This is a genomic window from Dermatophilus sp. B7861-1, assembly GCF_058996045.1.
In genome coordinates this window covers 315,603-339,457 of record NZ_CM180082.1, presented here as the reverse complement: position 1 = coordinate 339,457, position 23,855 = coordinate 315,603, and the positions used below count along the sequence as shown (strand labels likewise).

The 23,855-nt window shown below is 61.6% G+C and carries 18 protein-coding genes and 1 pseudogene; 16 read left to right on the top strand and 3 right to left on the bottom strand.

The window, feature by feature from the left end:
- The first annotated feature begins 56 nt into the window (after positions 1-56).
- The 12 genes from AC2T9U_RS01400 (at position 57) to cydC (ending at position 15,786) form a co-directional block, all read left to right on the top strand.
- The gene (locus AC2T9U_RS01400) at positions 57-623 is read left to right on the top strand and encodes a hypothetical protein (RefSeq protein WP_493696389.1); all 567 of its coding nucleotides are present in this window, start codon (positions 57-59) and stop codon (positions 621-623) included.
- 3 nt (positions 624-626) lie between these two features.
- Positions 627-2,039: an AAA family ATPase gene (locus tag AC2T9U_RS01395; protein WP_493696388.1), complete on the top strand. Its 1,413-nt coding sequence runs from the start codon at positions 627-629 to the stop codon at positions 2,037-2,039.
- Entirely contained in the window at positions 2,036-2,875 is an 840-nt protein-coding gene (locus tag AC2T9U_RS01390) for a hypothetical protein (protein WP_493696387.1), read from the top strand. Before AC2T9U_RS01395 ends, AC2T9U_RS01390 begins: the two co-directional genes overlap by 4 nt.
- On the top strand, positions 2,872-4,014 hold the full coding sequence (locus AC2T9U_RS01385) for a hypothetical protein (protein ID WP_493696386.1): 1,143 nt from the start codon (positions 2,872-2,874) through the stop codon (positions 4,012-4,014). Before AC2T9U_RS01390 ends, AC2T9U_RS01385 begins: the two co-directional genes overlap by 4 nt.
- Positions 4,011-6,194 carry a serine/threonine-protein kinase gene (locus AC2T9U_RS01380; RefSeq protein WP_493696385.1) on the top strand — a complete coding sequence of 728 codons (2,184 nt, stop codon included), beginning with the start codon at positions 4,011-4,013 and terminating at the stop codon, positions 6,192-6,194. The genes AC2T9U_RS01385 and AC2T9U_RS01380 overlap by 4 nt, the downstream gene beginning before the upstream one ends.
- Entirely contained in the window at positions 6,179-7,228 is a 1,050-nt protein-coding gene (locus AC2T9U_RS01375) for a PP2C family protein-serine/threonine phosphatase (RefSeq protein ID WP_493696384.1), read from the top strand. The genes AC2T9U_RS01380 and AC2T9U_RS01375 overlap by 16 nt, the downstream gene beginning before the upstream one ends.
- Positions 7,229-7,298: 70 nt before the next feature.
- Positions 7,299-8,576, top strand: a complete 1,278-nt coding sequence (locus tag AC2T9U_RS01370) for a VWA domain-containing protein (protein WP_493696383.1) — start codon at positions 7,299-7,301, stop codon at positions 8,574-8,576.
- Positions 8,577-9,166: 590 nt separating this feature from the next.
- Complete coding sequence (locus AC2T9U_RS01365) at positions 9,167-9,460, top strand: FHA domain-containing protein (protein ID WP_493696382.1); 294 nt, start codon at positions 9,167-9,169, stop codon at positions 9,458-9,460.
- A gap of 417 nt (positions 9,461-9,877) precedes the next feature.
- Positions 9,878-11,332 (top strand): cytochrome ubiquinol oxidase subunit I, encoded by a 1,455-nt coding sequence (locus tag AC2T9U_RS01360; protein WP_493696381.1) that lies wholly within the window; start codon positions 9,878-9,880, stop codon positions 11,330-11,332.
- A 19-nt stretch (positions 11,333-11,351) separates the two neighbouring features.
- On the top strand, positions 11,352-12,380 hold the full coding sequence (gene cydB, locus AC2T9U_RS01355; protein WP_115031519.1) for a cytochrome d ubiquinol oxidase subunit II: 1,029 nt from the start codon (positions 11,352-11,354) through the stop codon (positions 12,378-12,380).
- Positions 12,381-12,520: 140 nt separating this feature from the next.
- Positions 12,521-14,116 (top strand): thiol reductant ABC exporter subunit CydD, encoded by a 1,596-nt coding sequence (gene cydD / locus AC2T9U_RS01350; RefSeq protein WP_493696380.1) that lies wholly within the window; start codon positions 12,521-12,523, stop codon positions 14,114-14,116.
- Positions 14,113-15,786 (top strand): thiol reductant ABC exporter subunit CydC, encoded by a 1,674-nt coding sequence (gene cydC / locus AC2T9U_RS01345; protein ID WP_493696379.1) that lies wholly within the window; start codon positions 14,113-14,115, stop codon positions 15,784-15,786. Before cydD ends, cydC begins: the two co-directional genes overlap by 4 nt.
- 145 nt (positions 15,787-15,931) lie before the next feature.
- On the opposite strand, the pseudogene AC2T9U_RS01340 reads toward cydC, so the two are convergent.
- Positions 15,932-17,431: pseudogene (locus AC2T9U_RS01340) on the bottom strand (alpha/beta fold hydrolase); the annotation flags it as partial.
- A gap of 164 nt (positions 17,432-17,595) precedes the next feature.
- On the opposite strand from AC2T9U_RS01340, the gene AC2T9U_RS01335 reads away from it, so the two are divergent.
- The 4 genes from AC2T9U_RS01335 (at position 17,596) to AC2T9U_RS01320 (ending at position 22,551) form a co-directional block, all read left to right on the top strand.
- A complete protein-coding gene (locus AC2T9U_RS01335; protein ID WP_493696378.1) occupies positions 17,596-18,312 on the top strand; it encodes a DUF4282 domain-containing protein in 717 nt (238 codons plus the stop codon).
- Between the two features lie 59 nt (positions 18,313-18,371).
- The gene (gene purB, locus AC2T9U_RS01330; protein WP_493696377.1) at positions 18,372-19,793 is read left to right on the top strand and encodes an adenylosuccinate lyase; all 1,422 of its coding nucleotides are present in this window, start codon (positions 18,372-18,374) and stop codon (positions 19,791-19,793) included.
- 160 nt (positions 19,794-19,953) lie between these two features.
- Positions 19,954-20,172, top strand: a complete 219-nt coding sequence (locus AC2T9U_RS01325; RefSeq protein ID WP_115031531.1) for a heavy-metal-associated domain-containing protein — start codon at positions 19,954-19,956, stop codon at positions 20,170-20,172.
- Positions 20,173-20,271: 99 nt separating this feature from the next.
- Positions 20,272-22,551, top strand: a complete 2,280-nt coding sequence (locus AC2T9U_RS01320) for a heavy metal translocating P-type ATPase (protein WP_493696376.1) — start codon at positions 20,272-20,274, stop codon at positions 22,549-22,551.
- A 21-nt stretch (positions 22,552-22,572) separates the two neighbouring features.
- Here AC2T9U_RS01320 and AC2T9U_RS01315 read toward each other — a convergent pair whose 3' ends face one another.
- Both AC2T9U_RS01315 and AC2T9U_RS01310 read right to left on the bottom strand, forming a co-directional pair.
- A complete protein-coding gene (locus AC2T9U_RS01315; RefSeq protein WP_115031533.1) occupies positions 22,573-22,890 on the bottom strand; it encodes a hypothetical protein in 318 nt (105 codons plus the stop codon).
- A gap of 116 nt (positions 22,891-23,006) precedes the next feature.
- Positions 23,007-23,813, bottom strand: coding sequence for a TrmH family RNA methyltransferase (locus tag AC2T9U_RS01310; protein ID WP_208303968.1), 807 nt, complete (start codon positions 23,811-23,813; stop codon positions 23,007-23,009).
- Between the last annotated feature and the right edge of the window lie 42 nt (positions 23,814-23,855).

Below are 23,855 nucleotides of genomic sequence, written 5' to 3'. Positions count from 1 at the left end.
AACCCCAGGCACACCACAGGCATCCGCACAAACCCGTCCCAAGGAGGTGACCACCTGTGTTCGCTGACCTATTCGGCCGCAAAGACACTCCCACCCCAGAAGAAACACACCCCGGCCCGCCCAGCAACGACCGGCTCCGGGAAGCTCTAGAAGCCACCGAAGCACTCGTGAACACGGGTGAAGTCCCCTCCCCCGTCACCGCGCGTGTACTGCGAGTAACCACTGCCGTACGCGACACCCTCCCCCGTCTCGATGCCCTCGGGGCTGGATCAGCCACCGTGTACAACGTTATGGCTACCGCCACCGACTACCTCCCCGACGCCGTCAACGGCTACCTGCGCCTGCCCCGCCGATTCGCAGACACCCGCCCCGTCGACAACGGCCGCACCTCCCTCATGGTGCTCATCGACCAACTCGACCTGCTCGGCGCCACCATGGACAACATCTTCGACGCCGTCTACCGCGAAGACGCCAACGCACTCATCGCGCACGGGCAATTCCTCGCCGACAAATTCGGGCACAGCACCACACCTGCCCTCAACCTCAGCGAAAACACCCCCGCGCCGCCCCCAACCACCGGCGACCCCGACCGCCTACAACCCCCACCCGAAAACCCGAGGTAACCCGTGGACACACCACACACCAGCCCCCACGACCTCACCCGGGCCCTCACCAACCTCACCGACCTGGCCCAACGAGCCGGAATCAACCCCGACACCGCCCGCAACGAAGGCATCACCATCGCTGCAGCCACCCTGGCCACCAGCCGCCCCAGCAGCGCCCACAACGCCTGGCAAGACGCCACCGGCGCCACCTTGACAGACTTCTTCACCGCCGCGACCCACGGGCGCCGTCACGAACACACCCCCACCCCCCTACTGACCCACCTCATCCACACCGGCTCCCCACACGCCAGCGCTTACGCCCAGGCCCTAGCCCACATCGCCACCACCTGCGCAGCCCTACCCGAAGCACCCGTCACCGCCGCCGGAAAAGCAACCCGAACCGCCATCACCCAAACCAGCGCAACCGGCGCACCCAGCACCAACGGAACAGCCACTTGGCCCACCTCTCACGCCCTCGACCTAAGCAACCTCACCCCTCACCAGCCCACTACCCCTGTCCCGCCCCCACCCGAAAACACCACCCCGCCCCTACCAAACACCCCCACCGCAACACCCACCAAAACCGTCGAAGAACTCCTGGCCGAACTCGACCAGCTCATCGGACTAACCAGCGTCAAAACCGAAATCCGCCGCCAAAGCGCCATCCTCGAAATAGAAGCCAAACGCCGCGCCGCCGGACTCAAAACCGCAACCCTTTCCCGCCACCTCGTCTTCGTCGGCAACCCCGGAACCGGGAAAACCACCGTCGCCCGCCTCGTCGCCAGCATCTACCACGCCTTGGGACTACTCTCCCAAGGCCAGCTCATCGAAGTTGACCGCTCCGAACTCGTCGCCGGATACCTAGGCCAAACCGCTGCCAAAACCGCCGAAATCGCCCAATCTGCCTACGGAGGAGTGCTCTTCATCGATGAGGCATACACCCTCGCCGGAGACCAATACGGGCAAGAAGCCATCGACACCCTCGTCAAAGAAATGGAAGACCACCGCGACGAACTCGTCGTCATCGCCGCTGGATATCCCCGCCCCATGCAGGAATTCATCGACACCAACCCCGGCCTAGCCAGCAGATTCCGCACCACCATCACCTTCGAGGACTACAGCGACGACGAAATCGTCTCCATCCTGACCACCCAAGCAACTCACTGGGACTACGACCTCACCCCCCAAGCTCAACAACGCTTCCGCGAAATCCTCGCCGCCACCCCACGCGACCACACCTTCGGTAACGGACGATTCGCCCGCAACATCCTCGAAAACGCCATCAGCCACCATGCACTACGCCTGGCCAACATCACCGACCCCACCACCGAAGAGCTACGCACCCTCGAACGCAGCGACATCGAAAACCGCGACCACAACCCAGAAACCACCGCCCCCACCACCACACCCCAGGAGGGCGAAAACCCGCAATGAGCACCAGCCTTCACGCCACAGCAACACCCCCCGCCACCTCCACGCCAGCAACAACAACCCCAGCCACACACACCATCACCAGCAGCCCAACAACGCCCACACCACGACGACGCAACACCCGCGCCCGGCTACGCACCTGGTCAGCGGCAGCCATCGCCACCGGCACCCTCACCGGAATCGTCGGCATGGGCGCACTCGGCCTAGCCTCCCCACGCACCTCCACTTACAACAAAGCCCTCAACAACGCCACCACCATCGCCCAAACCCTGCCCACTGCCGCCCAACAAGTACGCATCTCCCCCGACACCCACTCCGCACGCAACCACTTCACCGCCGCCGCCACCGACCTCGCCTCCCGCATCCCCCATCTAGCCGCCAGCGCCCCCACCACCGATACCCCCACCACCGATACCCCCACCTACCAAACCATCGCCCACAAACTCGCCACCTACATCGCCACCGTCAACGCTGGCACATCCACCACCGATACCGACACCACCTTCACCAATGACGTCACCACCCCCCTAGTTGCCATGAGCGACAACACCACCCCCCTCATCGCCACCAGCCTCTACGCCCTCACCGCCCTCACCGCCCTCACCGCCCTCACCGGCGCCGGCATCACCCTGGCACGCATCACCAAACGTCTCATCAGCCTGCCCGTCCTCACCGGCATCGTGCTCCTGAGTACCTGCACCGGCATCACCGCCACCAACCTCCTAGGCACCGGCACCCTACCCACTTTCGCCGCAGGCGCCCTCACCCTCACCGGCAGCGTCCTAGCTGGAATCCTCACCGCCAGAGGCATCAACAAACGCGCCCAGGAGTACCGATGACCACCACCGCCCCAACCCCACCAGGCACCCCAGGCACCAACACACCCGCCACCGAATTACTCACCTACCTCAACGACCTCGGCCACTGGTGCCAAACCCGCCGCACCGAACTAGACGAACTCGACGCCACCGCACTCAAAACCCCCGGCAGCGACCACCTCACCAGCGACATCGTCCTGTCCATGACCCTGTGGCAAGCCATCCACACCCGCTACACCACCATCACCACCCTCTGGGACAACGGCCGCGCCACCGAACCCCAACGCACTCACATCACCAGCCTCATCTGGGGAACCCTCGAGGACAACCACACCAACAACAGCCTGGCCATATCCCTACCCGAAGCCTGCCGGCTCTCCGACACCCTCGCCTCATCCCTACGCGCCAACCTCGGACTCCACGGCCCCAACCCCGCACACCACAACCGCGTCCACGCACTACGCACCTGCATTGAACGCATCCGCGACCAAGTCCACCTCATTCCCGCCCAGCACCGCAGCGACGCCCAAAACACCCTTATCAACCTCGACCGCCGCGTCGTCGACATCACCAACCGATACAGCCGCGGAGCCGACGTCGGCGGCCTGCTACCCGCCCTCGAAACCGACCTCGCCCTGACCGAACGCAACCTCATCGTCGCCGCAGGCACCCGCGCCAACACCAAACACGCCCACAACGCCGCCCTGGCCCGCCGCGAGGAACTCAACACCACCGCCAACGAAATCCGCGCCCTAGCCAGTCAGGCCGCCCACACCCTAAACACCCCACCGCGCCTTGGCATCCCCGACCCTAACGCGCTCGGCGAACCCCCAACCGAACCAAATGAACTCGCTAACTACACCGCGAAACTCGACCGTGTAGCCCAAGCACTCGAACACGCCCGCAACACCTTCACCACCGCACTAAGCCACCACCAAAACACCCTCACCCACGCCACCTCCACCGCACACACAGCCCAAACCCTCACCACCCCCCACGCCACCGAAGACCTCACCCCCCTTCTCACTGCACTCGAAACCGCCACCACCACACACCCCGCCGACACCACTCGCATCGCCGCACTCACCGCCGCCATCGACGCCTACACCACCACCTACACAACCCAGGACAGCACCACCCAGCAAGGAAGCTCCCGATGACGGACACCTACCCCTGCACCAACACCAGCTGCCCCGGCCACTACACCGACGGCTACTGCGACTACTGCGGCACCCCCAACACACCCACCACACCAGCCCCACCAGAAAACACCACCAACACTGCCCTGCCCGACGAACGCGCCGCCATCGTCACCCTCGGCTCAGCACGTCACAACGCCACCCGCCGCCGCGTCCGCCCCCAACACACCCGCACCACCGGACTCGGCGCTGGCCTGACCGTCGTACCCACAACACCACCAACCCCACCCGAAGACAACATCCTCACCAACCCCACCGTCCCCGAAAACAAACGCCACTGCTCCACCTGCCAAACCCCCGTGGGACGCAGCCACGACAACACGCCCGGCAACCCCGAAGGCACCTGCCCCAACTGCGGCACCCCCTACTCCTTCACCCCCAAACTCACCCCCGGCGAAATCGTCGCCGGACAATACGAAATCACCGGCCCCCTGGCCCACGGCGGCCTCGGCTGGATCTACCTCGCCCGCGACCGCAACGTCTCCAACCGCCCCGTCGTCCTCAAAGGCCTCCTCAACGCCGAAGACGCCGACGCCGCAGCAGCCGCCGAAGCCGAACAAGCCTTCCTCGCCCGCGTCGAACACCCCCACATCGTCGAGGTCTACAACGTCGTCACCCACAACGACGCCGGATACACCGTCATGGAACACGTCCCCGGCACCAGCCTCAAAGACATCCTCAAACAACGCCTACGCGACGCAGGCGGCACATACAACCCACTACCCGTAGAACACGCCCTCGCCTACATCCACGGCATCCTGCCCGCATTCACCTACCTCCACGACGCAGGAATGCTCTACTGCGACTTCAAACCCGACAACCTCATCCACATCGGCGACCAAGTAAAACTCATCGACCTCGGCGGCATGCGCGCCATCGATGACCTCGACTCCCCCATCTACGGCACCATCGGTTACCAAGCCCCCGAAGTCCCCGACGTAGGCCCCTCCATCGCCTCAGACATCTACACCATCGGACGAACCCTCGCCGTGCTCACCAACGAATTCCGCGGCTACCAAACCACCTACGCAACAACTCTCCCACCACAAGACCAACTACCCGCCTTCAACAACAACGACCCTTTCTACCGCCTCGTCGCCAAAGCCTGCGCCCCCGACCCTGCTGACCGCTTCCAAAGCATCGACGAACTACGCACCCAACTCCTAGGCGTACTACGACTGACCGTCCTCGACTGCGACAACCCCACCACCGCACCCCAATCCGCCCCCTCGCACCTCTTCCACTCCCCACTGGTCACCAACGAATCCCTCGCCTGGTGGGAACTACCAGCCCTACGCCCCGACGAAACCGACCCCTCCCGCGCCGCCGTCGCCTCTATCACCGACACCGACTCCTGGAACCGTCTCAACGCCCTACGCACCATCCCCCGCCGCACCCCCGCAGTCATGCTCGCCGAAGGCTGGGAACACCTCCGCCTCCACGACCACACCAAAATCACCACCACCGTCGAAGAAATCCTCGCCGCGGACCCCTGGGAATGGCGTGCACTATGGCTCCACGCCCTCTCCGCCCTCCACCGAGGCGCCCTCCAAGAAGCCATCAACAGCTTCACCAGCGTCTACCACCAACACCCCGGCGAAATCGCCCCACACCTGGGCCTAGCCCTGGCCCACGAACTCAACAGCGACACCACCAATGCCCGGCGCGAATACCTCACCTGCCTGCGCACCGACACCAGCTACACCACCGCAGCCGCATTCGGTATCGCACGCACCCACATCCGCGATGGCAACCCCGACCACGCCATCGCCGCACTCAACCTCATCCCACCAGGCACCACAGCCCACGGACGCGCTCAATGGCTACGAGCCGAACTATCGACACACACACCCGGATACGACGCGCTCGACCACGCGTGGCGCAGCACCGAAAACCTGCCCGTCACCCCCATCGAACGCGCCCGATTCCGCGTACACCTCTTCGACACAGCTCTCCAACGCATCACCAGCACAGGAGAAAAACCCAAAGAAACCCTCGACGGAATCCGCATAACCAAACGAGCAGTCCGCCTCGCTTTATCGGATGCCTACCGTAGGCTGGCGACCCTCACACCTGACGAGCGCGAACGCGCCGCACTCATTGACACCGCTAACGAGGTACGTCCATGGACCCTAATCTGAACAAACGAGACGACAACACCACCGAAAACGAAAACACCGAAATGCCCATCCTCGACGGATGCGCGCCCACTGAACCCCTACCTGTCCTCGATCAAGAAGACTGTGACGAATGCGACGGCGCATACGAGGACGAATACTGCAACACCTGCGGAACCGCGCGACCCGACGACCGCATGCACTACACCATCGACGCAGGTAACGGCGTCGCAGCAGCCTGCGACCGCGGTATTCGACACCTCACCAACGAAGACGCAGTCGCCGCCTGGAGCCACATCGACGACGAAGGTAACCGCCGCATCGCTATGGTCGTTGCCGACGGCGTATCCACCGCACGCAGATCCGAACGAGCCAGCGAAGCAGCCGTCAACGCGGCCATCAACGTACTCCGCAACTCCAGCTCTCTTGGAGTCGACGGACTCGACGCCGCATTCACTGACACACTCGAACACCGACTCACCAATGCTGCCCAAGCCGCATCCGACGCCGTGGCCACCATCAGTCACAACATTGATGACTCCCCTGAACTATCCAACATTCCCAAAGTCGGCGAACCCGCCTGCACCTTGGTCACCGTCGTCGTCGAAGGCAACCACGTCGCAGCCAGCTCCATTGGCGACAGCCGCGCCTACTGGCTTCCCGACATCAACGACGACAACGAAGAAGAAGCAACCCTGCTCACCACCGACGACTCCTTCGCCAACGAACAAATTCGCCGAGGCATGTCCCCCCAAGAAGCCATGCGCGGCCCCCAAGCCCACACCATCACCGCCTGGCTCGGACTCGACGCACCCGACATCGAACTCGCCGTCACCCACTTCACCCTCGAATCCTCCGGCTGGCTCATCGTGTGCAGCGACGGACTATGGAACTACGCGGCCGAACCTCGCCACATCCACGCAGCCCTACGCCACGCCATCAACACACTCTCCGACGACGCCTCACCCGTGCAGATCGCTGAAGCACTCGTGGCATGGGCAAACGCACACGGCGGACACGACAACATCACTGTTGCCCTCGCCCGCATCGACTGCTGAAACCCACCCATCCCGGCGCTAGCACCCTGCCGGGACTCGCCCCACCTCACCCGCCCAGGAAGGAACCACCGTGGCTGAATTTACTTGCACCGTCTACCAAAACGAATTCCTTCCCGAGCACGGCACCGATGTCCACGCCATCGTCACCGTCAACTGCGCCAACGCAGGAGCAGCCGGACAAACCGGCAGCGGCGATGCCGGCGAAGTCATCGTCGTTGACACCTCCGGCTCCATGGAAGAAACCGGCGTGGCCGCCGCACGCATCGCCGCAGCAGCTGCCATCGACCAAATCCTCGACGGCGTCTGGTTCGCCATCGTCGCAGGCAACCACCAAGCCCGCCTGTGCTACCCCGACGGCCACAGCGCTGCCATGGTGCAAATGACCCCCACCACCCGCGCCGCAGCCAAACAATCACTCACCCGTCTCTACGCCGACGGCGGCACCGCCATGGGAACCTGGCTCCTAGCCGCCGCGCAGCTGTTCGATACTGTGCCAGCCCTGACCCAACGCCACGTGCTTCTACTCACCGACGGCGAAAACCAGCACGAAACCCCCGAACAACTCACCCATGCCATCGACCTAGTACGCGGACGTTTCCAAGTCGATGCCCGAGGACTCGGCGCAGCCTGGGTCGTTGACGAACTACGACGTATAGCTAGCGCACTCATGGGCACCGTCGATCTCATTCCCCACCACGACGACATGGCAACCGAATTCGAACAGCTCATGCGCACCTCCATGAACCGCGGAGTCGCCGACGCCCGTCTACGCCTCTGGGCCCCGCAAGGAGCAGAAGTCCTGTTCGTACGCCAAGTCGCCCCAACCCTAGAAGAACTGACCAACCGACGCGAAAGCATCAACCCTCTCACCGGCGAATACCCCACCGGTGCCTGGGGAGATGAAAACCGCGACTACCACGTCGCCATCCGTCTGCCTGCCAAAGCCATCGGTGCCGAACAACTCGCCGCCCGCGTCCAGATCGCCATCGGTGGCGCCATCGCCGCCCAAGGACTGGTCAAAGCTCGCTGGTCTGCCGACAACACCCTCACCACTCACATCAACCCCGAAGTCGCTCACTACACCGGCCAAACCGAGATGGCCACCGCCATTCAGCAAGGCTTGGCAGCCAAATCCATCGGAGATGACCACACTGCAGTCACCCGCCTAGGCCGCGCAGTGCAGCTCGCCGAACAGTCCGGCGACGCCGCAGCAGCCGAACGCCTTTCCCGCGTGGTCGATATCGACGATGCGGCTACCGGCCGAGTCCGTCTCAAACGCAGCATCAACAAGCTCGACGAAATGGCACTAGACACCGCCTCCACCCGCACCGTCAGGGTCAGAAAATGACCTCCTGCCCAGCTGGCCATCAGTCAGCCTCCACCGACTACTGCGACACTTGCGGCTGCCCTATGCGAGTCGTGCATCAATCAGCAACAGCTGCTGCGCCACCTACTGCCCCCGCCACGTGCAGCGCACCGCAGGCCGTCACATGTCCCCATTGCAAAACCAGCAACCATGCCGCCGATTTCTTCTGCAAACACTGCGGCTACGACTTCACTACAGGCTCATTACCAACTACGCTCCCCCAGGCAGAAAACACACCAGCAGCACCCTCGTCTGTTTCTGTTGCACAACCACCGGGGGCTTGCGAGGCCGCATCAGAACCAACACTTCCCTCGCCAACAGCGCCGCAACCACCATCAGCACCTGGACAGCTCACGCCCCAGTCTCCCTGGCCATCACCGCCTGACCCCGAACCCACCACGCATGCCCGCCGCCCAGCCTTCCGCCCCCCGAACACCCAACCTGCACCACGCCGCAGCGACTGGGTTGCCGAGATTTGGGTTGACCCGGCCTGGTTTGCTCTGCAAGAAGGCGAAGGAGTAGCCCCATCCCCGGGGCCGCCAACAATCGTCCCGCTGCGCAACACCACCGCGATGATCGGACGCACCTCCGCCTCACGTGGAATCCACCCAGAGATTGACTGCGGCGTCGACACAGCCGTCAGTCGCTCTCACGCCAGACTCACCACTGATGGCAGACGATGGTGGCTTGAAGACCTCGACTCAGCCAACGGTACTTTCGTTGGCGACGCCACCAGCCCCCCCTCGCAAAGCCCCATCCCCACGGGCCAGAAAATCGAGATCGATGCTGACGATCGTGTGTGGCTGGGAGCGTGGACCCGGATTGTCGTGCGCCCTGCTACGTCCACGGAGCGAGATCTGCCCTGAGGATCAGAACGCTTCACGATGCCCACAACCCCTCATAAATATGCGCTGCAACTGTCAAGTGATGCGTTTCACATTCTGTGTTTTTGGAGACAACAGACCCTCGCGTGCCCTATGGACATTCACCCCGCCAGCGCTACCCCACCCTCTAAAACGCTCTCTTAAATGCTTGTAGGACAGGCGTTTTAGACGTTGGTTTCAATGTGGTAACAACCCAACGAGCTGAACGCTGTCCATACGTAGATTCACCTGCGTATCAACACAAACCCCATATGTGTCATGACACTTGTCCAGTACACCCCAATGAGGCTCACCCACGTCAGGCGATTGCCGAACAATACGCAAGAACACGCGTCAAGCGCCGCCGAACTCCGGCCCGCGCGATGTCGCCGTTCAGGCACCCGAAGAGAAAGAGCCGGCATGGACGTACTCGACCTCGCGAGATGGCAGTTCGCGATCACCACCGTCTACCACTTCCTATTCGTACCGATCACGATCGGCATGTCCGGAATCGTGGCCGCGTTCCACACTGCCTGGGTACGCACGCACAACCCCCAGTGGTACAAACTCACTAAGTTCTTCGGGAAACTCTTCCTGATCAACTTCGGCCTGGGCCTAGTCACTGGCATCGTGCAGGAATTCCAATTCGGCATGAACTGGTCGGACTACTCCCGATTCGTCGGTGACATCTTTGGTGCGCCCCTTGCATTCGAGGCACTCCTGACCTTCTTCCTCGAATCCACCTTCATCGGGCTATGGATCTTCGGCTGGGGCCGCATCCCCGAAAAGATCCACGCCCTATCCATGTGGCTCGTCCACATCGGCACAATGATGTCCGCATTCTTCATCCTCGCCGCCAACTCGTTCATGCAGCACCCCGTCGGCTACCGCTTCAACCCCGAAACACACCGGGCTGAACTCACCGACTTCCTGGCAGTCCTCCTCAACAAAGTCCAACTCGTCACCTTCCCCCACGTCATCTTCGCCGCCTACATGACCGGCGGAGCCGTCGTCATGGGCGTATGCATCTACCACCTGCACCGCCACACAGTCGAAGCCAACAGCAACCGCGACGCAGGCCTCTACCGCCGCGCAGCCCGCATCGGCGCCGTCATCACCCTCGTAGCCTCCCTGGGCGTCATGATCACCGGCGACCTGCAAGGCAAAGTTATGACCGACGTCCAGCCCATGAAAATGGCCGCGGCCGAAGCCCTCTACGAAACCGAATCCCATGCCCCCTTCTCCGTGTTCAGCACCGGCGACCTGTCCGGCATGAACGCCACACACTGGATCCAGGTCCCCGGACTGCTGTCTTACCTCGGCAAAGGCGACTTCAACGCCCAAATCCAAGGCATCCACAACCTCCAAGCAGAGATGGAGAACAAGTACAGCGGCAACAAAATCACCACACCGCCCAACGGCAGCTACTCGCCCTACGTCCCCGTCACCTACTGGACCTTCCGCCTCATGATGGGGCTGGGCTTCGTCGGCACCTTCTTCTCCCTCGTCGTGCTCTGGGCAACCCGAAACAAAGCCAAGCCGAACACCTTCGCGCACAGCCTGTGGGTCTGGGCCGCGGTTCTGATGCCCCTATCTCCCCTATTCGCTAACTCCTTCGGCTGGCTCTTCACCGAAATCGGCCGCCAACCATGGGCCGTCTACGGACTCATGACCACCGGGTCCGCCGTATCCCCCAGCGTCACCACCACATCCGTTCTCATCTCGATGACCGTCTTCACACTCCTCTATGGAGCCCTCGCGGTCATTGAGGTCAAGCTGTTCCTCAAATACACAAAACTCGGCGCCGAAGCAGCCGGAGAACCCGCCGCCATCACCGACCGCAACGACGACGACCAGCTCGTCTTCGCCTACTAAAAGGCACGGAGAAAGCGCCATGGAACTCTCGACACTCTGGTTCATCCTCATCGCCGTCCTATGGATCGGCTACTTCGTCCTCGAAGGCTTCGACTTCGGCGTCGGCATGCTCCTTCCCTTCCTCAGCAAAGGCGAAGACGAAGCCGACACCGAACGTCGCAAACGCGTCCTCCTGACCACCATCGGCCCCCACTGGGACGGCAATGAGGTATGGCTCCTCACCGCCGGAGGCGCCACCTTCGCCGCATTCCCCCACTGGTACGCCACCCTGTTCAGCGGCTTCTACCTTGCCCTGCTGCTCATCCTCGTAGCCCTGATCATCCGTAACCTCGGCTTCGAATACCGCGGTAAAGGCTCCACCGACACCTGGCGCCGCAACTGGGATCTAGGCATCACCATCGGTTCCTTCGTCCCGGCATTCCTGTGGGGCGTCGCCTTCGCCAACATCGTCAACGGCACCCCCATCGACGAAAACATGGAGTACACAGGCAACCTATTCACCCTGCTCAACCCACTAGGAATCATCGGCGGCCTCACCACCCTGGCCCTGTTCCTCACCCACGGAGCGATCTTCGTCTCCCTCAAAACCGACGGACAGATCCGCCACGATGCCCGCGCACTAGCAACCAAAACCGGCATCGCCACCGCAGTCCTAGCAGTCATCTTCCTGTCCTGGACCAACCTCAACACCGGCAACGCCGCCTCCTGGGCTCTGACCGTGGTCGCCGCACTCGCCCTTGTCGCCGCACTCGCCTGCAACTTCAAAGGTCGCGAAGGCTGGGCATTCATCGGCACCACCATCACCACCCTCACGGCCGTTGCCAGCCTGTTCGTCGCGCTGTTCCCCGACGTGATGCCCTCAACCCTCAACCCAGAGTGGTCCATCACAGCTGCCAAAGCCGCCAGCTCCCACTACACCCTGGTCATCATGACCGGAGCAGCGGTACTCTTCGTGCCCATCGTCTTGGCCTACCAAGCCTGGACATACTGGGTGTTCCGTAAGCGCATCACCACCGCGCACATACCCGAACACGCAGCAACCTACTGAGCACCATCTAGCCCTGAGGCCCGCTCCACCTGTCCTACACAGGCGAAGCGGGCCTCAGACACATCAACCAACCGCCGATTCCACACATACTCCCCCCCCCAACAACCCAGTCCACCACCACGCCGGAGAAGGAACTGCGGATGCGCCCCCTCGACCCACGCCTGCTACGACTGGCACCCGCCGTCCGTGGCCCCATCCTCGGCCTCATCCTCCTCGGCCTCATCAACGGCCTCGCCGCCATCGCCCAAGCACTCACCGTCGCCGGGCTCATCCTCGCCGTCGTCCGCGACCACAACAGCTGGAGCGATATCGGCACCGCCTCACTATGGGTAGCCCTAGCCTTCGCCACCCGTGGCCTAGCCACCGGCGCCACCGAACTACTCGCAACACACGCCGGATCCACCGCCTCCACCCACCTACGCGACCGTCTCCTGACCACACTGCTCGCTCAACCCGCCGACGACCGGCCCGATCCAGCCACCGCGCTCCTACACTCCACCAATGGCGTCACCGCTATCGAACCCTACGTAGCGCGTTACCTACCCGCACTGGTCAACGCCACAATCCTGCCCGTAGCCACCATCGCTGCCATGCTCTGGCTCGACTGGCAAACCGCCCTCATACCGATCCTCACCCTCCCCCTCCTGCCCCTCTTCGCCGCCCTCATCGGCGCCGCCACCGCCGAAGCCACCAACGCACGCCTGACCACTCTCTCCCGCCTCTCAGGACACTTCCTCGACGTCATGCGAGGGCTGCCCACCCTGGTCACCTACGGCCGCGCCCACCGCCAAGCCGACGTCATCTCAACCGTCAGCCACAACAATCGCCGCGCCACCATCGCGACCCTCAAAATTGCCTTCCTCTCCTCCGCCGCCCTTGAACTACTTGCCACCCTCTCCGTGGCCATCGTCGCCGTCTGGACCGGCATCGCCCTGGCCGACGGACGCATGGAGCTAGCCGTCGCTCTTCCACTCATCCAACTCGCCCCTGAGGCTTACTGGCCCATCCGCCGCGTCGGAACCGAATTCCACAACGCCGCTGATGGCGCCAAAGCCCTCGAGACCATCGCTCACCTCATCGACAACACCACCGACACTCCCACCACCAACACCCCCACCGCTGCCCACACCGACACCCTCACCTACCGGTACGCTCCACACCTACCCCCCGCTGTCAGCAACATTTCCGCCACTTTCCCCACCGGCCTGACCGTCATCACCGGCCCCAGCGGCGCAGGAAAAACCACCCTGCTCGAACTGCTCGCAGGACTGCGCCGTCCCACCAGCGGCACCGTAACCGCCCCACCAGCGCATCTAGTCACCCAACGCCCTTTCCTCATCAACGCAACCCTGCGCGACAACCTGCTTCTTGGCACCCCACCGATCACCAGCGACAATGACCTAGACACAGCTCTACACACTGTCGGACTCGCAGACCTACTCAGCTCACTCCCCTGCGGCCTGGACACCACTATCGGTGATGACGGCTTCGGGCTGTCCGCCGGACAACGCGCCCGAATTGCCCTAGCCCGAGCTCTGCTATCCACCGCGCCGCTAATCCTGCTTGACGAACCCACCGCCCATCTCGACGCGACCGCCGAAAAACACGCCCACGACGCCATCCTCAGCCTCGCCGCAGATCGCATCGTTATCGCTGTCACTCACCGTGATGGGCTCGTAAACCTGGCCCAGCACACTCTCGACATCACCCCGGCCACCACGGAGAAAACACCATGAACCGCCGTATTGTCCCCGGTATCACCGGAGCAGCATTCACTGGTGGTCTCGCCCTCAGCAGCGGGCTCGCGCTGTCTGCCGCTTCTGGGTGGCTCATCGTGGCTGCGTCTTTTAAGCCTCCCATCCTCACTCTCCTGGCCGTCATCGTGCTTGTGCGTGCATTCGGTATCGCCCGTCCGCTCTTGCGATACGTCGAACGCATCCGTAGTCATGACGCCGCTTTGGCTCAGCTTGCCGAAGAACGCACCCGCGCGTATCGAGCTCTCATACCACTGACCCCCGCGCGCCTAGGACGACGTGGCCGAGGCGACATCCTCGCCAGCATCGTTGAGGATCTTGATGACGTCGTGATGGCGCAGATCCGCGTCGTGGTGCCCATTGTGTCGTTATTCGTCACTGGAGCTGTCGCTGCGCTGGTGGGCGCTGTGTTTCTTTTTTCCGCTGCTGCTGTGGTCGTGGGAACTGTGGTTGCGTGTGCCCTCGTCGGCTTCCTAGATCACCTCATCGAAAAACGCACCCAAGGTTCTGTTGTCGCAGCTCGCGCCCGCGTCTATGAGCTAGCTACCACCATCACCACCCACGCCGATCAGCTCACCGCCATCGGCGGTACCGGCGCGATGCTCGCCCGCTTACGGCAAGCCGAAGACCGCCTCACATTCGCACTGCAGGCCCAGGCAGCTGGTCGTGCAGTGGGGGCTTGTTTTGCCCCCGTCATCACGGTCGCTGGGGCTATCGCTATGGCGCAGGTGGTTACGCCTTACATCGATCGGGGCCTGCCTACACCTGTAGCGGCGCTGTTGGTATTGATCCCTATCGCTTTGGGTGAAGCGGTGGGGGCCATTCCCGATGCGATGGGTGCTCTTGCCCGAGCACAAGCCGCCCGAGCTCGCCTCGGGGTGATTTTGAACCAAACCCCGGCTGTTGCCGCAGAAGAAACTGCGTTGGCAGCTGAGAAGGCAGGAATCAGCCACGAGGATCCTGCGGCGCCTGTACGTGATGTGGCAGGTATTTCGTTGGCAGTCCGTGATCTCACCGCGAGTTGGGATGGCAAGCGCACGGCATTGCCTGCGCTGACGACTTCTATTTCTCCGGGTACTTTTCTTGCTATCACCGGTCCAAATGGCTCTGGTAAATCTACTTTTTTAGCGGTTCTGGCTCGTCATTTGGATCCTTCGTCTGGTGTGTATTTGCAAGACGGTGCGGATGTTCTTGGGCTGCCTTTGGCGACAACGCGTGCGGCTATCGCTGTTGTTGACGATGAGACCCATATTTTGGCTAGCACTTTGCGTGAGAACCTTCGTTTCACGTGCCCGGGTGCTGATGATGTGGTGCTTGTTGATGCGTTGCGTCGGGCTGGGCTTGGTGGGTGGTTTGAGGGGCTTCCTGAGGGACTTGATACGCGTCTTGGCGCTGGTGGTCAGGGTGTTTCTGGTGGGGAGCGTACTCGTTTAGGTATTGCTCGCGCGTTGGCTTCAGGGCGTGCGTTGTTGCTGCTTGATGAGCCGACGGCTCATCTTGATCATCCGACTGCGGTGGCTGTTCTTGCTGATGTTCGTGCTGCTCAGAAAGATCAGACCGTGGTTCTTGTTTCGCATAGGAGTGAGGGTGTTGCTGAGGCTGATGCACAGTTGGAGTTGGGGTCGGTGCCGGTGCAGGGTTCTGGGGTGTAGCTCCGGGGGTTAAGGGGGTGAGGTCGTTGTGGAGGTCGCCACGGACGGGATAGAGGCGGTTTTCGTTGGGTAGGGGGGTTCCTGGACAAACGATGTCGGCCTCGGGGAGTTTGCCGGTGGTGAGATAGGTGTTGATGAGGGGTGTGGCGCAGGGGTTGCCTTGTAGGTAGGTTCCGTGGCTTCCTTCGTCTTCGATGCCGATCATGCGGGTGGCTGGTTCGGCGCGGTGGGCGGCGAGGGCTCCTTCGAGGGGGGTGGCTGGGTCGAGTTCGGCTTGGATCATGAGTAGGGGTGGTAGGGGTGTGTTTGGGGTGGGGTTGGGGTTGGTTGGCCAGTAGGCGCAGGGGTTAGTGAGCCATTCCCAGCCGATGAGGGGGTAGGCGCGGCCGAGGGTCTGTCCTTCGTGTGCGTAGGAGTTTTCGTTGTCGTGGTGGGGTGTGTCGTTGCATTGGATGGCGTTGTAGAGGGTGTCTTCGGGGGTGGCTGGTCGTTGGGTGGGGTGTGGGGGTGGGCTAGGGATGGGGGTGGGGGGTGTTTTTTGTGTGTGTTGTTTGAGTTTGGTGAGTTGTTGGGCGAGGTTGAGGAAGCCTTCGTTGGAGTAGAGGTTGGTGATGGTTTGTTGGTCGAAGGCGCGGGCGGTGGTGTTGGGGATGTGTCCGTTGGCGATGGCTGTGCGGATGGTTGTGTAGGTGGTTTTGGTGGCGTGGGGGGTGTTGCCGAGGTGGTAGGTGGTGTGGTGGCGGGCGAGCCAGGGGAGGAATTGTTGTTCGAGGCGGCGTTGGAAGCCGTGGGGTTGTTGGGCGAAGCTGTTGCGCCAGGTGGTGGTGAATTGGGTGTTGCCATCGAGGATGAATCGGCCGGTGGTGAGGGGGTGTAGGCGTGCGTAGGTGGCGCCGAGCCAGGTTCCGGCGGAGATGCCGTAGAAGTCGATGGTGGGTGTGTTGAGGATACGTCGGGTGAGGTCGATGTCGTGTGCGGTGGCGGTGGTGGATAGGTGTGGGAGGAGGTGGCCTTGTTGTTGGTTGCAGAGGTGGACGGTGGTGCGGACGGCTTTTTGCATGTTGGTGATTTGGGTGGGTGTTGCGTTGCGTAGTTCGGTGTAGCCGTCGTCGATGGTGGGGCAGTGGATGGGGGTGCTGTTGTCGCTGCCGCGGGGGTCGATGGCGATGATGTCGTGGGTGGTGAGGAGGTTGGGGTGTTTTGCGGCTAGGGCTGGGGCGAGCCATGCGGCGGGTGCGCCGGGGCCTCCGGGGTTGACGATGAGGGTGCGTTTGGGGGGTGTGGGGTGGTTGAGCAGTTCGGTGGGAGTGCGGGTGTGGTTAGGGGGTGGCGGGGATTGGGTGCTGCGGACGCGGGTGAGGTGGATGGTGATGGGACCTTTGGCGAGGTTGGTGTGGTCGAGGGGGGTGTGGATGTTGGCGCATTCGATGTGGAGGTTGTTGGTGGTGGGTTGGGTGGTGGTGGGTGTGCAGTTGTTGGGGTTCCAGTTGGGTTGTTGGGTGGTGTAGTGGTTCCAGGTGGTGGGGTGGGCGGTGGTGGGTGTGTAGTGGTTTGGGGGTGAGTTGGGTGCGAGGATGGGGGTGGTGAGTGTGGTGGCGATGAGTGCGGCGGTGAGTGTGGTGTGGTTTTTGGGTGGGGTGGGCATGTCACCTCCTTGGGGTGTGCGTTGTTGTTTTGGGTTGTGTACGGCTCGTAGCTTTGTATATACCCACTGTTTTTGGGGGTTTAGTTGCTGACGTTTTGGTTGTTGGCTGTTGTTGGTAGTTGCGTTGGGTTGTTGGGTTTGTCGTTGTGTGTTGGGAGGTCCTGATGGCTGTTTCGTCTGAGGGTGAGAAGGCTCGTTCGCAGCGTGGTGTGTCGTTGGGTTCGGTTTCAGATGTTTCGGGGGCAAGTAAGGGTGTGTCGGCTTCGTCTTCGGTGTCTGAGGGTGGTGTTGAGGCTTCGGGTTGGGCTGCCCCTGGTGGTGTGGAGGTGTCGGGTTCTGCTCCTGGTGGGGAGGGTGATGTGGTGGTTGAGCCTAGTGGAGCTGAGGGTCGGGGGGTCTCTGATGGGGCGACGTTGTGGCATTTGAGTGGTGCGCCGTTGCCTTCTGGTGGTGATGGGTGGGGCGTGAATGCGTCGTCGGGGTGGTTGCGTCCGCGGGCTGATCCGTTTGTGTATGGGAAGGGTGTTGGTGGTCAGCGTTCTGGTGTGTCGGTTCCGGTTGAGGAGTCGGTGCCGGCGGGTGATGAGGCTGGTGTGTGGGCGTTGGCGGATTTGTCTTTTCAGGTGCGTTCGACGCGTGCTTTGGCGCCGGTGGTGTATGTGGCGGCGTTGGTGGTGTTGGTGAGTGTTTTTGTAGTGAGTGTGTATGTGTCTGCGATGGATGCTGCGGCTTCGGGGAGTGGTCTTTTGGGTACGGGTGTGACGGTTGTGGTGGGGTTGGCGATGGTGGTTTTAGGTGGGGCGTTGATGAGGTTGGTGTTGGAGTTTTTCTGCAATGTGGCTGACGTCGCGGCGTGGGTGGCTTCGAGGAAGGAGCGGTAGTGGGGGTGTGAGGGTGGTTGGCATCGGTTGGGGGTGCGTGTACATGGCAGGATGTGCGTATGCAGTCGTTGGCCTCGATCACCCCGCCCATTGCTCTTGGAGCTCTTGACGGTCGTTACCGTCCTGCCGTTGCGCCTTTGGTTGACTACCTGTCGGAGGCGGCGTTGAACCGCACGCGGGTGCAGGTTGAGGTGGAGTGGTTTATTCATTTACTTGCTGATCGTGTTGTTCCGGGTACTCGTGAGTTGAGTGCGGGAGAACGTGATGGTTTGCGCGCTCTGGTTGATGAGTTCTCTGCGGTGGATATTGCGGAGTTGGGTGAGATTGAGCGTGAGACTGTTCATGATGTGAAGGCGGTGGAGTATTTCATTAAGCGTCGGCTTCCGGAGATTTTGGAAGGTGGCGCTGATGAGGCGGCCCGGTTGGGTGAGCTTGTGCATTTCTGTTGCACGAGTGAAGACATCAATAACTTGTGTTATGCGTTGATGGTTCGTGGTGCCATGTCGAATGTGTGGTTGCCGAAGGCTAATGAGTTGGTGGACTTGTTGGCTTCTCTTGCTGATGGGTTGTCGGATCAGCCGTTGTTGGCGCATACGCATGGTCAGCCGGCTACGCCGACGACGATGGGTAAGGAGATCGCGGTTACTGCGCATCGTCTTCGTCGTCAGTTGCGTCGTATTGAGGCGGCGGAGTATTTGGGTAAGTTGAATGGCGCTACGGGTACGTATGGGGCGCATGTGGCTGCGGTGCCGGGGGCTGATTGGCCGAAGGTTTCGCGTTCGTTTGTTGAGGGTGTTTTAGGGTTGACCTGGAATCCGTTGACGACGCAGATCGAGTCGCATGATTGGCAGTCTGAGCTGTATGACGATGTGGCGCGTTTTAACACGATTCTGCATGCGGCGTGTGTGGATGTGTGGACGTACATTTCGAAGGGGTATTTCGCGCAGGTGCGTGGTCAGGGGACGGTGGGTTCTTCGACGATGCCTCATAAGGTGAATCCGATTCGTTTTGAGAATGCTGAGGCGAATCTTGAGGTGTCGAATTCTCTTCTTAATGTGTTGAGTTCAACGTTGATTGAGTCGCGTTTGCAGCGGGATCTGACGGATTCGTCGATGCAGCGCAATATTGGTTCTGCGTTGGGGCACAGTGTTTTGGCTTTGGATAATGTGCTTCGCGGTTTGAATGGTTTGGATGCGGTTCCGGAAGCGATGTTGGCTGATCTTGACGCTAACTGGGAGGTTCTGGCTGAGCCGATTCAGACGGTGATGCGGGCGTTGGCTGCTGCGGGTACTGCGGGTATGGAGAATCCGTATGAGCGGTTGAAGGAGTTGACGCGTGGGCATCGGGTGGGTGCGCAGGAGATCGCGGTTTTTGTGAAGGGGTTGGGGTTGCCTGCTGAGGTGGAGGCACAGTTGTTGGAGTTGACTCCGGAGAAGTATGTGGGGTTGGCGCCGCAGCTGGTTGGTGACTATTTGCCCTGAGCGGCATAGGTTTTGGTGAGTGGGGTAGGTCTCGCTCGTAGATTGCTTGAGGCGGGCTTTGCGTTGTGCGGGCCCGCTTCTGGCGTATATGCAGGCTCCTAGACTGATACCCCCTTGGGGTATACGGTGTCGTTGTAGTCGACCTGTGAATGGAGTTTTGATGAACAGCACTGACATCACGATTTCGGGTATGACGTGTGGCCATTGCACGTCGGCAGTGACGAGTGAGTTGCTGGAGGTGGAGAACATCAGCGGGGTAGATATTGTTTTGGTTGCTGGTGGTGATTCGTCGGTGAAGATCACGCATGAGGGCCCTCTTGATGAGAGTGCAGTGCGCGCGGCGGTGGCTGAGGCCGGGGATTATTCGGTGTCGTTCTGACGTGCTGCTCTCCACGCGGGCGCCGCGGCAGGGCATGGGTGTCTCTGGCCGTGTGTGTTCTGTAAACGCAACCCCTGAACAGTGAGAAAGGAATCGCCCGTGTCTGTCGAGACCACTCCCAGGGAGGCGGAGTTCGCCATCGCAGGGATGACATGCGCGTCGTGTAGCTCTCGCGTGGAGCGCAAACTGAACAAGCTTGATGGGGTTGAGGCTTCGGTAAACCTCGCTACGGAGAGGGCTCATGTCACGTTTGGTGAGGGCGTGACGGTGGAGGAGCTGATTGAGGTAGTGGAGAAGACTGGTTATTCAGCGACTTTGCTTTCTGGGGATGCTGATGGCCAGGTGGGTGATTTTTCTGGTGTGGGCCAGGGCGCGCCCGTTGATATTTCGGCGGGCATGTTGATTGCCCCCGGTGGCAGTGTGTGGAAGCGGTTGTTTGTGGAGCCGTCGATGCAGACGCGTGCGGTGGTTGCGTTGGTGTTGGCGATTCCGGTGGTGGTGATTGCGATGGTGCCGCCGGTGATGGCGGCGTTGGGTGGGGTGCGCCCGTGGGTGGAGTTGTTGTTGACGGTGCCGGTGTATTTCTGGGCGGCGTTCCCGTTCCATCGTTCGGCGGTGGTTAATGCCCGTCATGGTGGGACGACGATGGACACGTTGGTGTCGATTGGTATTAGTGCGGCGTTTTGGTGGTCGTTTGTGGCGACGCTCTCGGGCGGAACGCAGCATATGTATTTTGAGACTGCTGCGGTGGTGACGGCGTTTCTGTTGGTGGGTAGGTCGGTGGAGCAGAAGGCCAAGCATCGTGGCCAGTCTGCGCTGCGGTCGTTGTTGGAGTTGGGTGCGTGTGAGGTTTCGCTGTTGGTTCCTGATGGGGCGGGCAGTTATGCCGAGCGGCGTGCGGGGGTGGCTGAGTTGAAGCCGGGGATGTTGTTCCGGGTGCGTCCGGGTGAGAAGGTCGCCACCGATGGTGTGGTGGTTGATGGACGTAGTGCGGTGGATGCCTCGTTGGTGACGGGTGAGTCGATGCCGGTTGATGTGGCTGGTGGTGATGAGGTGACGGGTGGGACGTTGAATACCTCGGGTACGTTGGTTGTGCGGGCTACGCGGGTGGGGTCGGAGACAACGTTGGCGGCGATTACGCGTTTGGTGGAGCGGGCTCAGACGGGTAAGGCTCCGGTTCAGCGTCTTGCTGATCGGGTGTCGTCAGTGTTTGTGCCGGCAGTGTTGGTGATTGCGGTTGTGACGTTGTTGGGGTGGCTTGGTACGGGGCACCTGTTTACGGAGGCGTTGCAGGCTGCGGTGTCGGTGTTGGTGATTGCGTGTCCGTGTGCGTTGGGTTTGGCGACACCGACGGCGTTGTTGGTGGGTACGGGGCGTGGCGCGGAGATGGGGGTGTTGATTAAGGGGCCAGAGATTCTGGAGAGCACGCGTGCGGTGGATACGGTCGTGTTGGATAAGACCGGGACGGTGACGTCTGGGTCGATGCATGTGACGGCTGTGGAGACTGCAGGGAAGTTGACGAAGACGGCTGCGTTGCAGGCTGCGGCGTCGGTGGAGGCTGGTAGTGAGCATCCGGTTGCGGTGGCGATTGTGGAGGCGGCTAAGGAGCGTGGGGTTTCTCCGGTGGCGGCTTGTGATTTCACGGCATTGCCGGGTGCGGGTGCGCGGGCGGTTATCAAGGGCACGGAGGTGCTGGTTGGTAAGCCTGATTTGTTTGATGTGGTGCCAGATGAGTTAGCTGATGTGGGGGCTGGGGTGGCTGGCACGACAGTGTTTGTGGGGTGGGGTGGTAAGGCTCGTGCGACGGTGACGGTCACTGATGAGATGCGGGTGAGTACGCCTGCGGGTGTGGATCGGTTGCATGAGTTGGGTTTGGAGACGTATCTGCTGACTGGTGATAACGAGTTCACGGCGAAGTCGGTTGCGGCTGAGGCGGGGATTGCCTCAAGTAATGTGATTGCGGGGGTGCGTCCGGAGCAGAAGCATGCGGTGGTGCAGCGGTTGCAGCGGCAGGGCAAGGTTGTCGCGATGGTGGGTGATGGTGTTAATGATGCGGCGGCGTTGGCGCAGGCTGATTTGGGTTTGGCGATGGGGTCGGGCACTGATGTTGCGCGGGAGTCGGCCGATATTGTGCTGATGCGCACAGAGGTTGCTGCGGTGGCTGATGCGATTGGTTTGTCGCGGCGAACGTTGATGATTATTAAGCAGAATTTGTTTTGGGCGTTCGCGTATAACGTGGTGGGTATTCCGTTGGCTGCGTTTGGTGAGTTGGACCCGATGTTTGCTGGTGGGGCGATGGCTGCGTCGAGTGTGATTGTGGTGATGAATTCGCTGCGGTTGCGTGCTTATGCGCGTGAGCGGGAGGCGGTTGTGGCGTAGTTCTGGTGTGGGGTGGGGTGTTTATTTGGCGTTTTTTGCGTTTTGTTGATCAATTTCTTTATTGAGGGCTTCGCGTTGCTCTTTTGAGAGTTGTGAGATGAGTTGGGCGTTTTCTTCAACGGAGCGGGAGAGATATTCCTCGACAGTTCCTAGGGAGGGCGCGGAGGTGAATGCGGGTTTTTGAGGGAGGGGTGTTTTTTCGTTGGGGTGGGGTGGGGTGTTTTCAGTTGTTGTGGTGGGGGTTTCTGCGGGGGTGTGGGGTGTGGGGGCGGTCATGGTGATTGTTGTTGCCAGGGCGGCTGCGGTGAGGCATCCGGCGACGATGGGGAGAACTTTCATGTCGTTTTCCTTCACTTTTCTGCCCCGGGGAGCAGGTGCGGTGGTTATGGGAAAACGATGAAGGTTTTGGGTGTTGTTGTCGGATATATGCGTGCTGTGGGCGCGTCGTTGTGTGGTTAGTGGGTGGCGGTGCGTTGGCGAACTGCTTCGTAGATGACGATGGCGGCGGAGGTGGAGACGTTTAAGGAGTTGGCGTGGCCGTGCATGGGGATGCGTACGCGGTGGGTGGCGGCGGCGAGCATGCGTTGGTCGAGGCCGGTTTTTTCGGTGCCGACGGCGATGGCGATGGGGCCGGTGTAGTCGATGTCAGTGTGGAGGGTGTCGGTGTCGGGGGTGGTGGCGATGAGGGTGATGTTGTTCTCGGTGATCCATTGGAGGGTGGCTTCAGTGGGGTCGGCGGCCACGGGGACGGAGAACACGGTGCCTTTGGAGGAGCGGATCAGGTTGGGGTTGCCCCAGTCGGTGACGGGGTCGGCGGCGATGAATGCGTCTATTCCGGCTGCGTCGCAGGTGCGGAGCATTGCGCCGAGGTTGCCGGGTTTTTCGACTGCTTGGGCGATGAGGGTGAATGTGGTGTTGGTGGGGTGTAGGTCGGTGAGGTTTCGGTGCAGGCCAGGGACGATGGCGAGTACTCCGTCGGGGCCTTCACGGTAGGCGATTTTTTCGAATGCGTTGCGGCTGAGGCGGATTGTTTCTGCGCCGGTTGCGCGTGCGTCGGAGACGATGCTGGTTGCGTCAGGGGCCATGAGTTCGGGGCACCAGAACAGGGTGCGGGGGTGTACGCCGGCGTGGATGGCTAGGGAGAGTTCTTCGAATCCGTCGATGAGGGTCAGTCCGCTGTTGTCGCGTTCGCGGCGTCGTCGTAGGGCGTTGACGTGTTTGAGGCGAGGGTTTGAGGGGCTGGTAATGGTTAGTTCTGGCACGGCACTCTCCGAGGGGGACGTGGGGTTTGCCCCATCGTAGGT

Excerpts from the sequence above, each read along its gene's own strand:
- AC2T9U_RS01390 (WP_493696387.1), top strand. The coding sequence starts at position 2,036 with ATGAGCACCAGCCTTCACGCCACAGCAACACCCCCCGCCACCTCCACG.
- AC2T9U_RS01385 (WP_493696386.1), top strand. The coding sequence starts at position 2,872 with ATGACCACCACCGCCCCAACCCCACCAGGCACCCCAGGCACCAACACA.
- AC2T9U_RS01380 (WP_493696385.1), top strand. The coding sequence starts at position 4,011 with ATGACGGACACCTACCCCTGCACCAACACCAGCTGCCCCGGCCACTAC.
- AC2T9U_RS01375 (WP_493696384.1), top strand. The coding sequence starts at position 6,179 with ATGGACCCTAATCTGAACAAACGAGACGACAACACCACCGAAAACGAA.
- AC2T9U_RS01365 (WP_493696382.1), top strand. The coding sequence starts at position 9,167 with ATGATCGGACGCACCTCCGCCTCACGTGGAATCCACCCAGAGATTGAC.
- AC2T9U_RS01360 (WP_493696381.1), top strand. The coding sequence starts at position 9,878 with ATGGACGTACTCGACCTCGCGAGATGGCAGTTCGCGATCACCACCGTC.
- cydB (WP_115031519.1), top strand. The coding sequence starts at position 11,352 with ATGGAACTCTCGACACTCTGGTTCATCCTCATCGCCGTCCTATGGATC.
- cydD (WP_493696380.1), top strand. The coding sequence starts at position 12,521 with ATGCGCCCCCTCGACCCACGCCTGCTACGACTGGCACCCGCCGTCCGT.
- cydC (WP_493696379.1), top strand. The coding sequence starts at position 14,113 with ATGAACCGCCGTATTGTCCCCGGTATCACCGGAGCAGCATTCACTGGT.
- AC2T9U_RS01335 (WP_493696378.1), top strand. The coding sequence starts at position 17,596 with ATGGCTGTTTCGTCTGAGGGTGAGAAGGCTCGTTCGCAGCGTGGTGTG.
- purB (WP_493696377.1), top strand. The coding sequence starts at position 18,372 with ATGCAGTCGTTGGCCTCGATCACCCCGCCCATTGCTCTTGGAGCTCTT.
- AC2T9U_RS01325 (WP_115031531.1), top strand. The coding sequence starts at position 19,954 with ATGAACAGCACTGACATCACGATTTCGGGTATGACGTGTGGCCATTGC.
- AC2T9U_RS01315 (WP_115031533.1), bottom strand. The coding sequence starts at position 22,890 with ATGAAAGTTCTCCCCATCGTCGCCGGATGCCTCACCGCAGCCGCCCTG.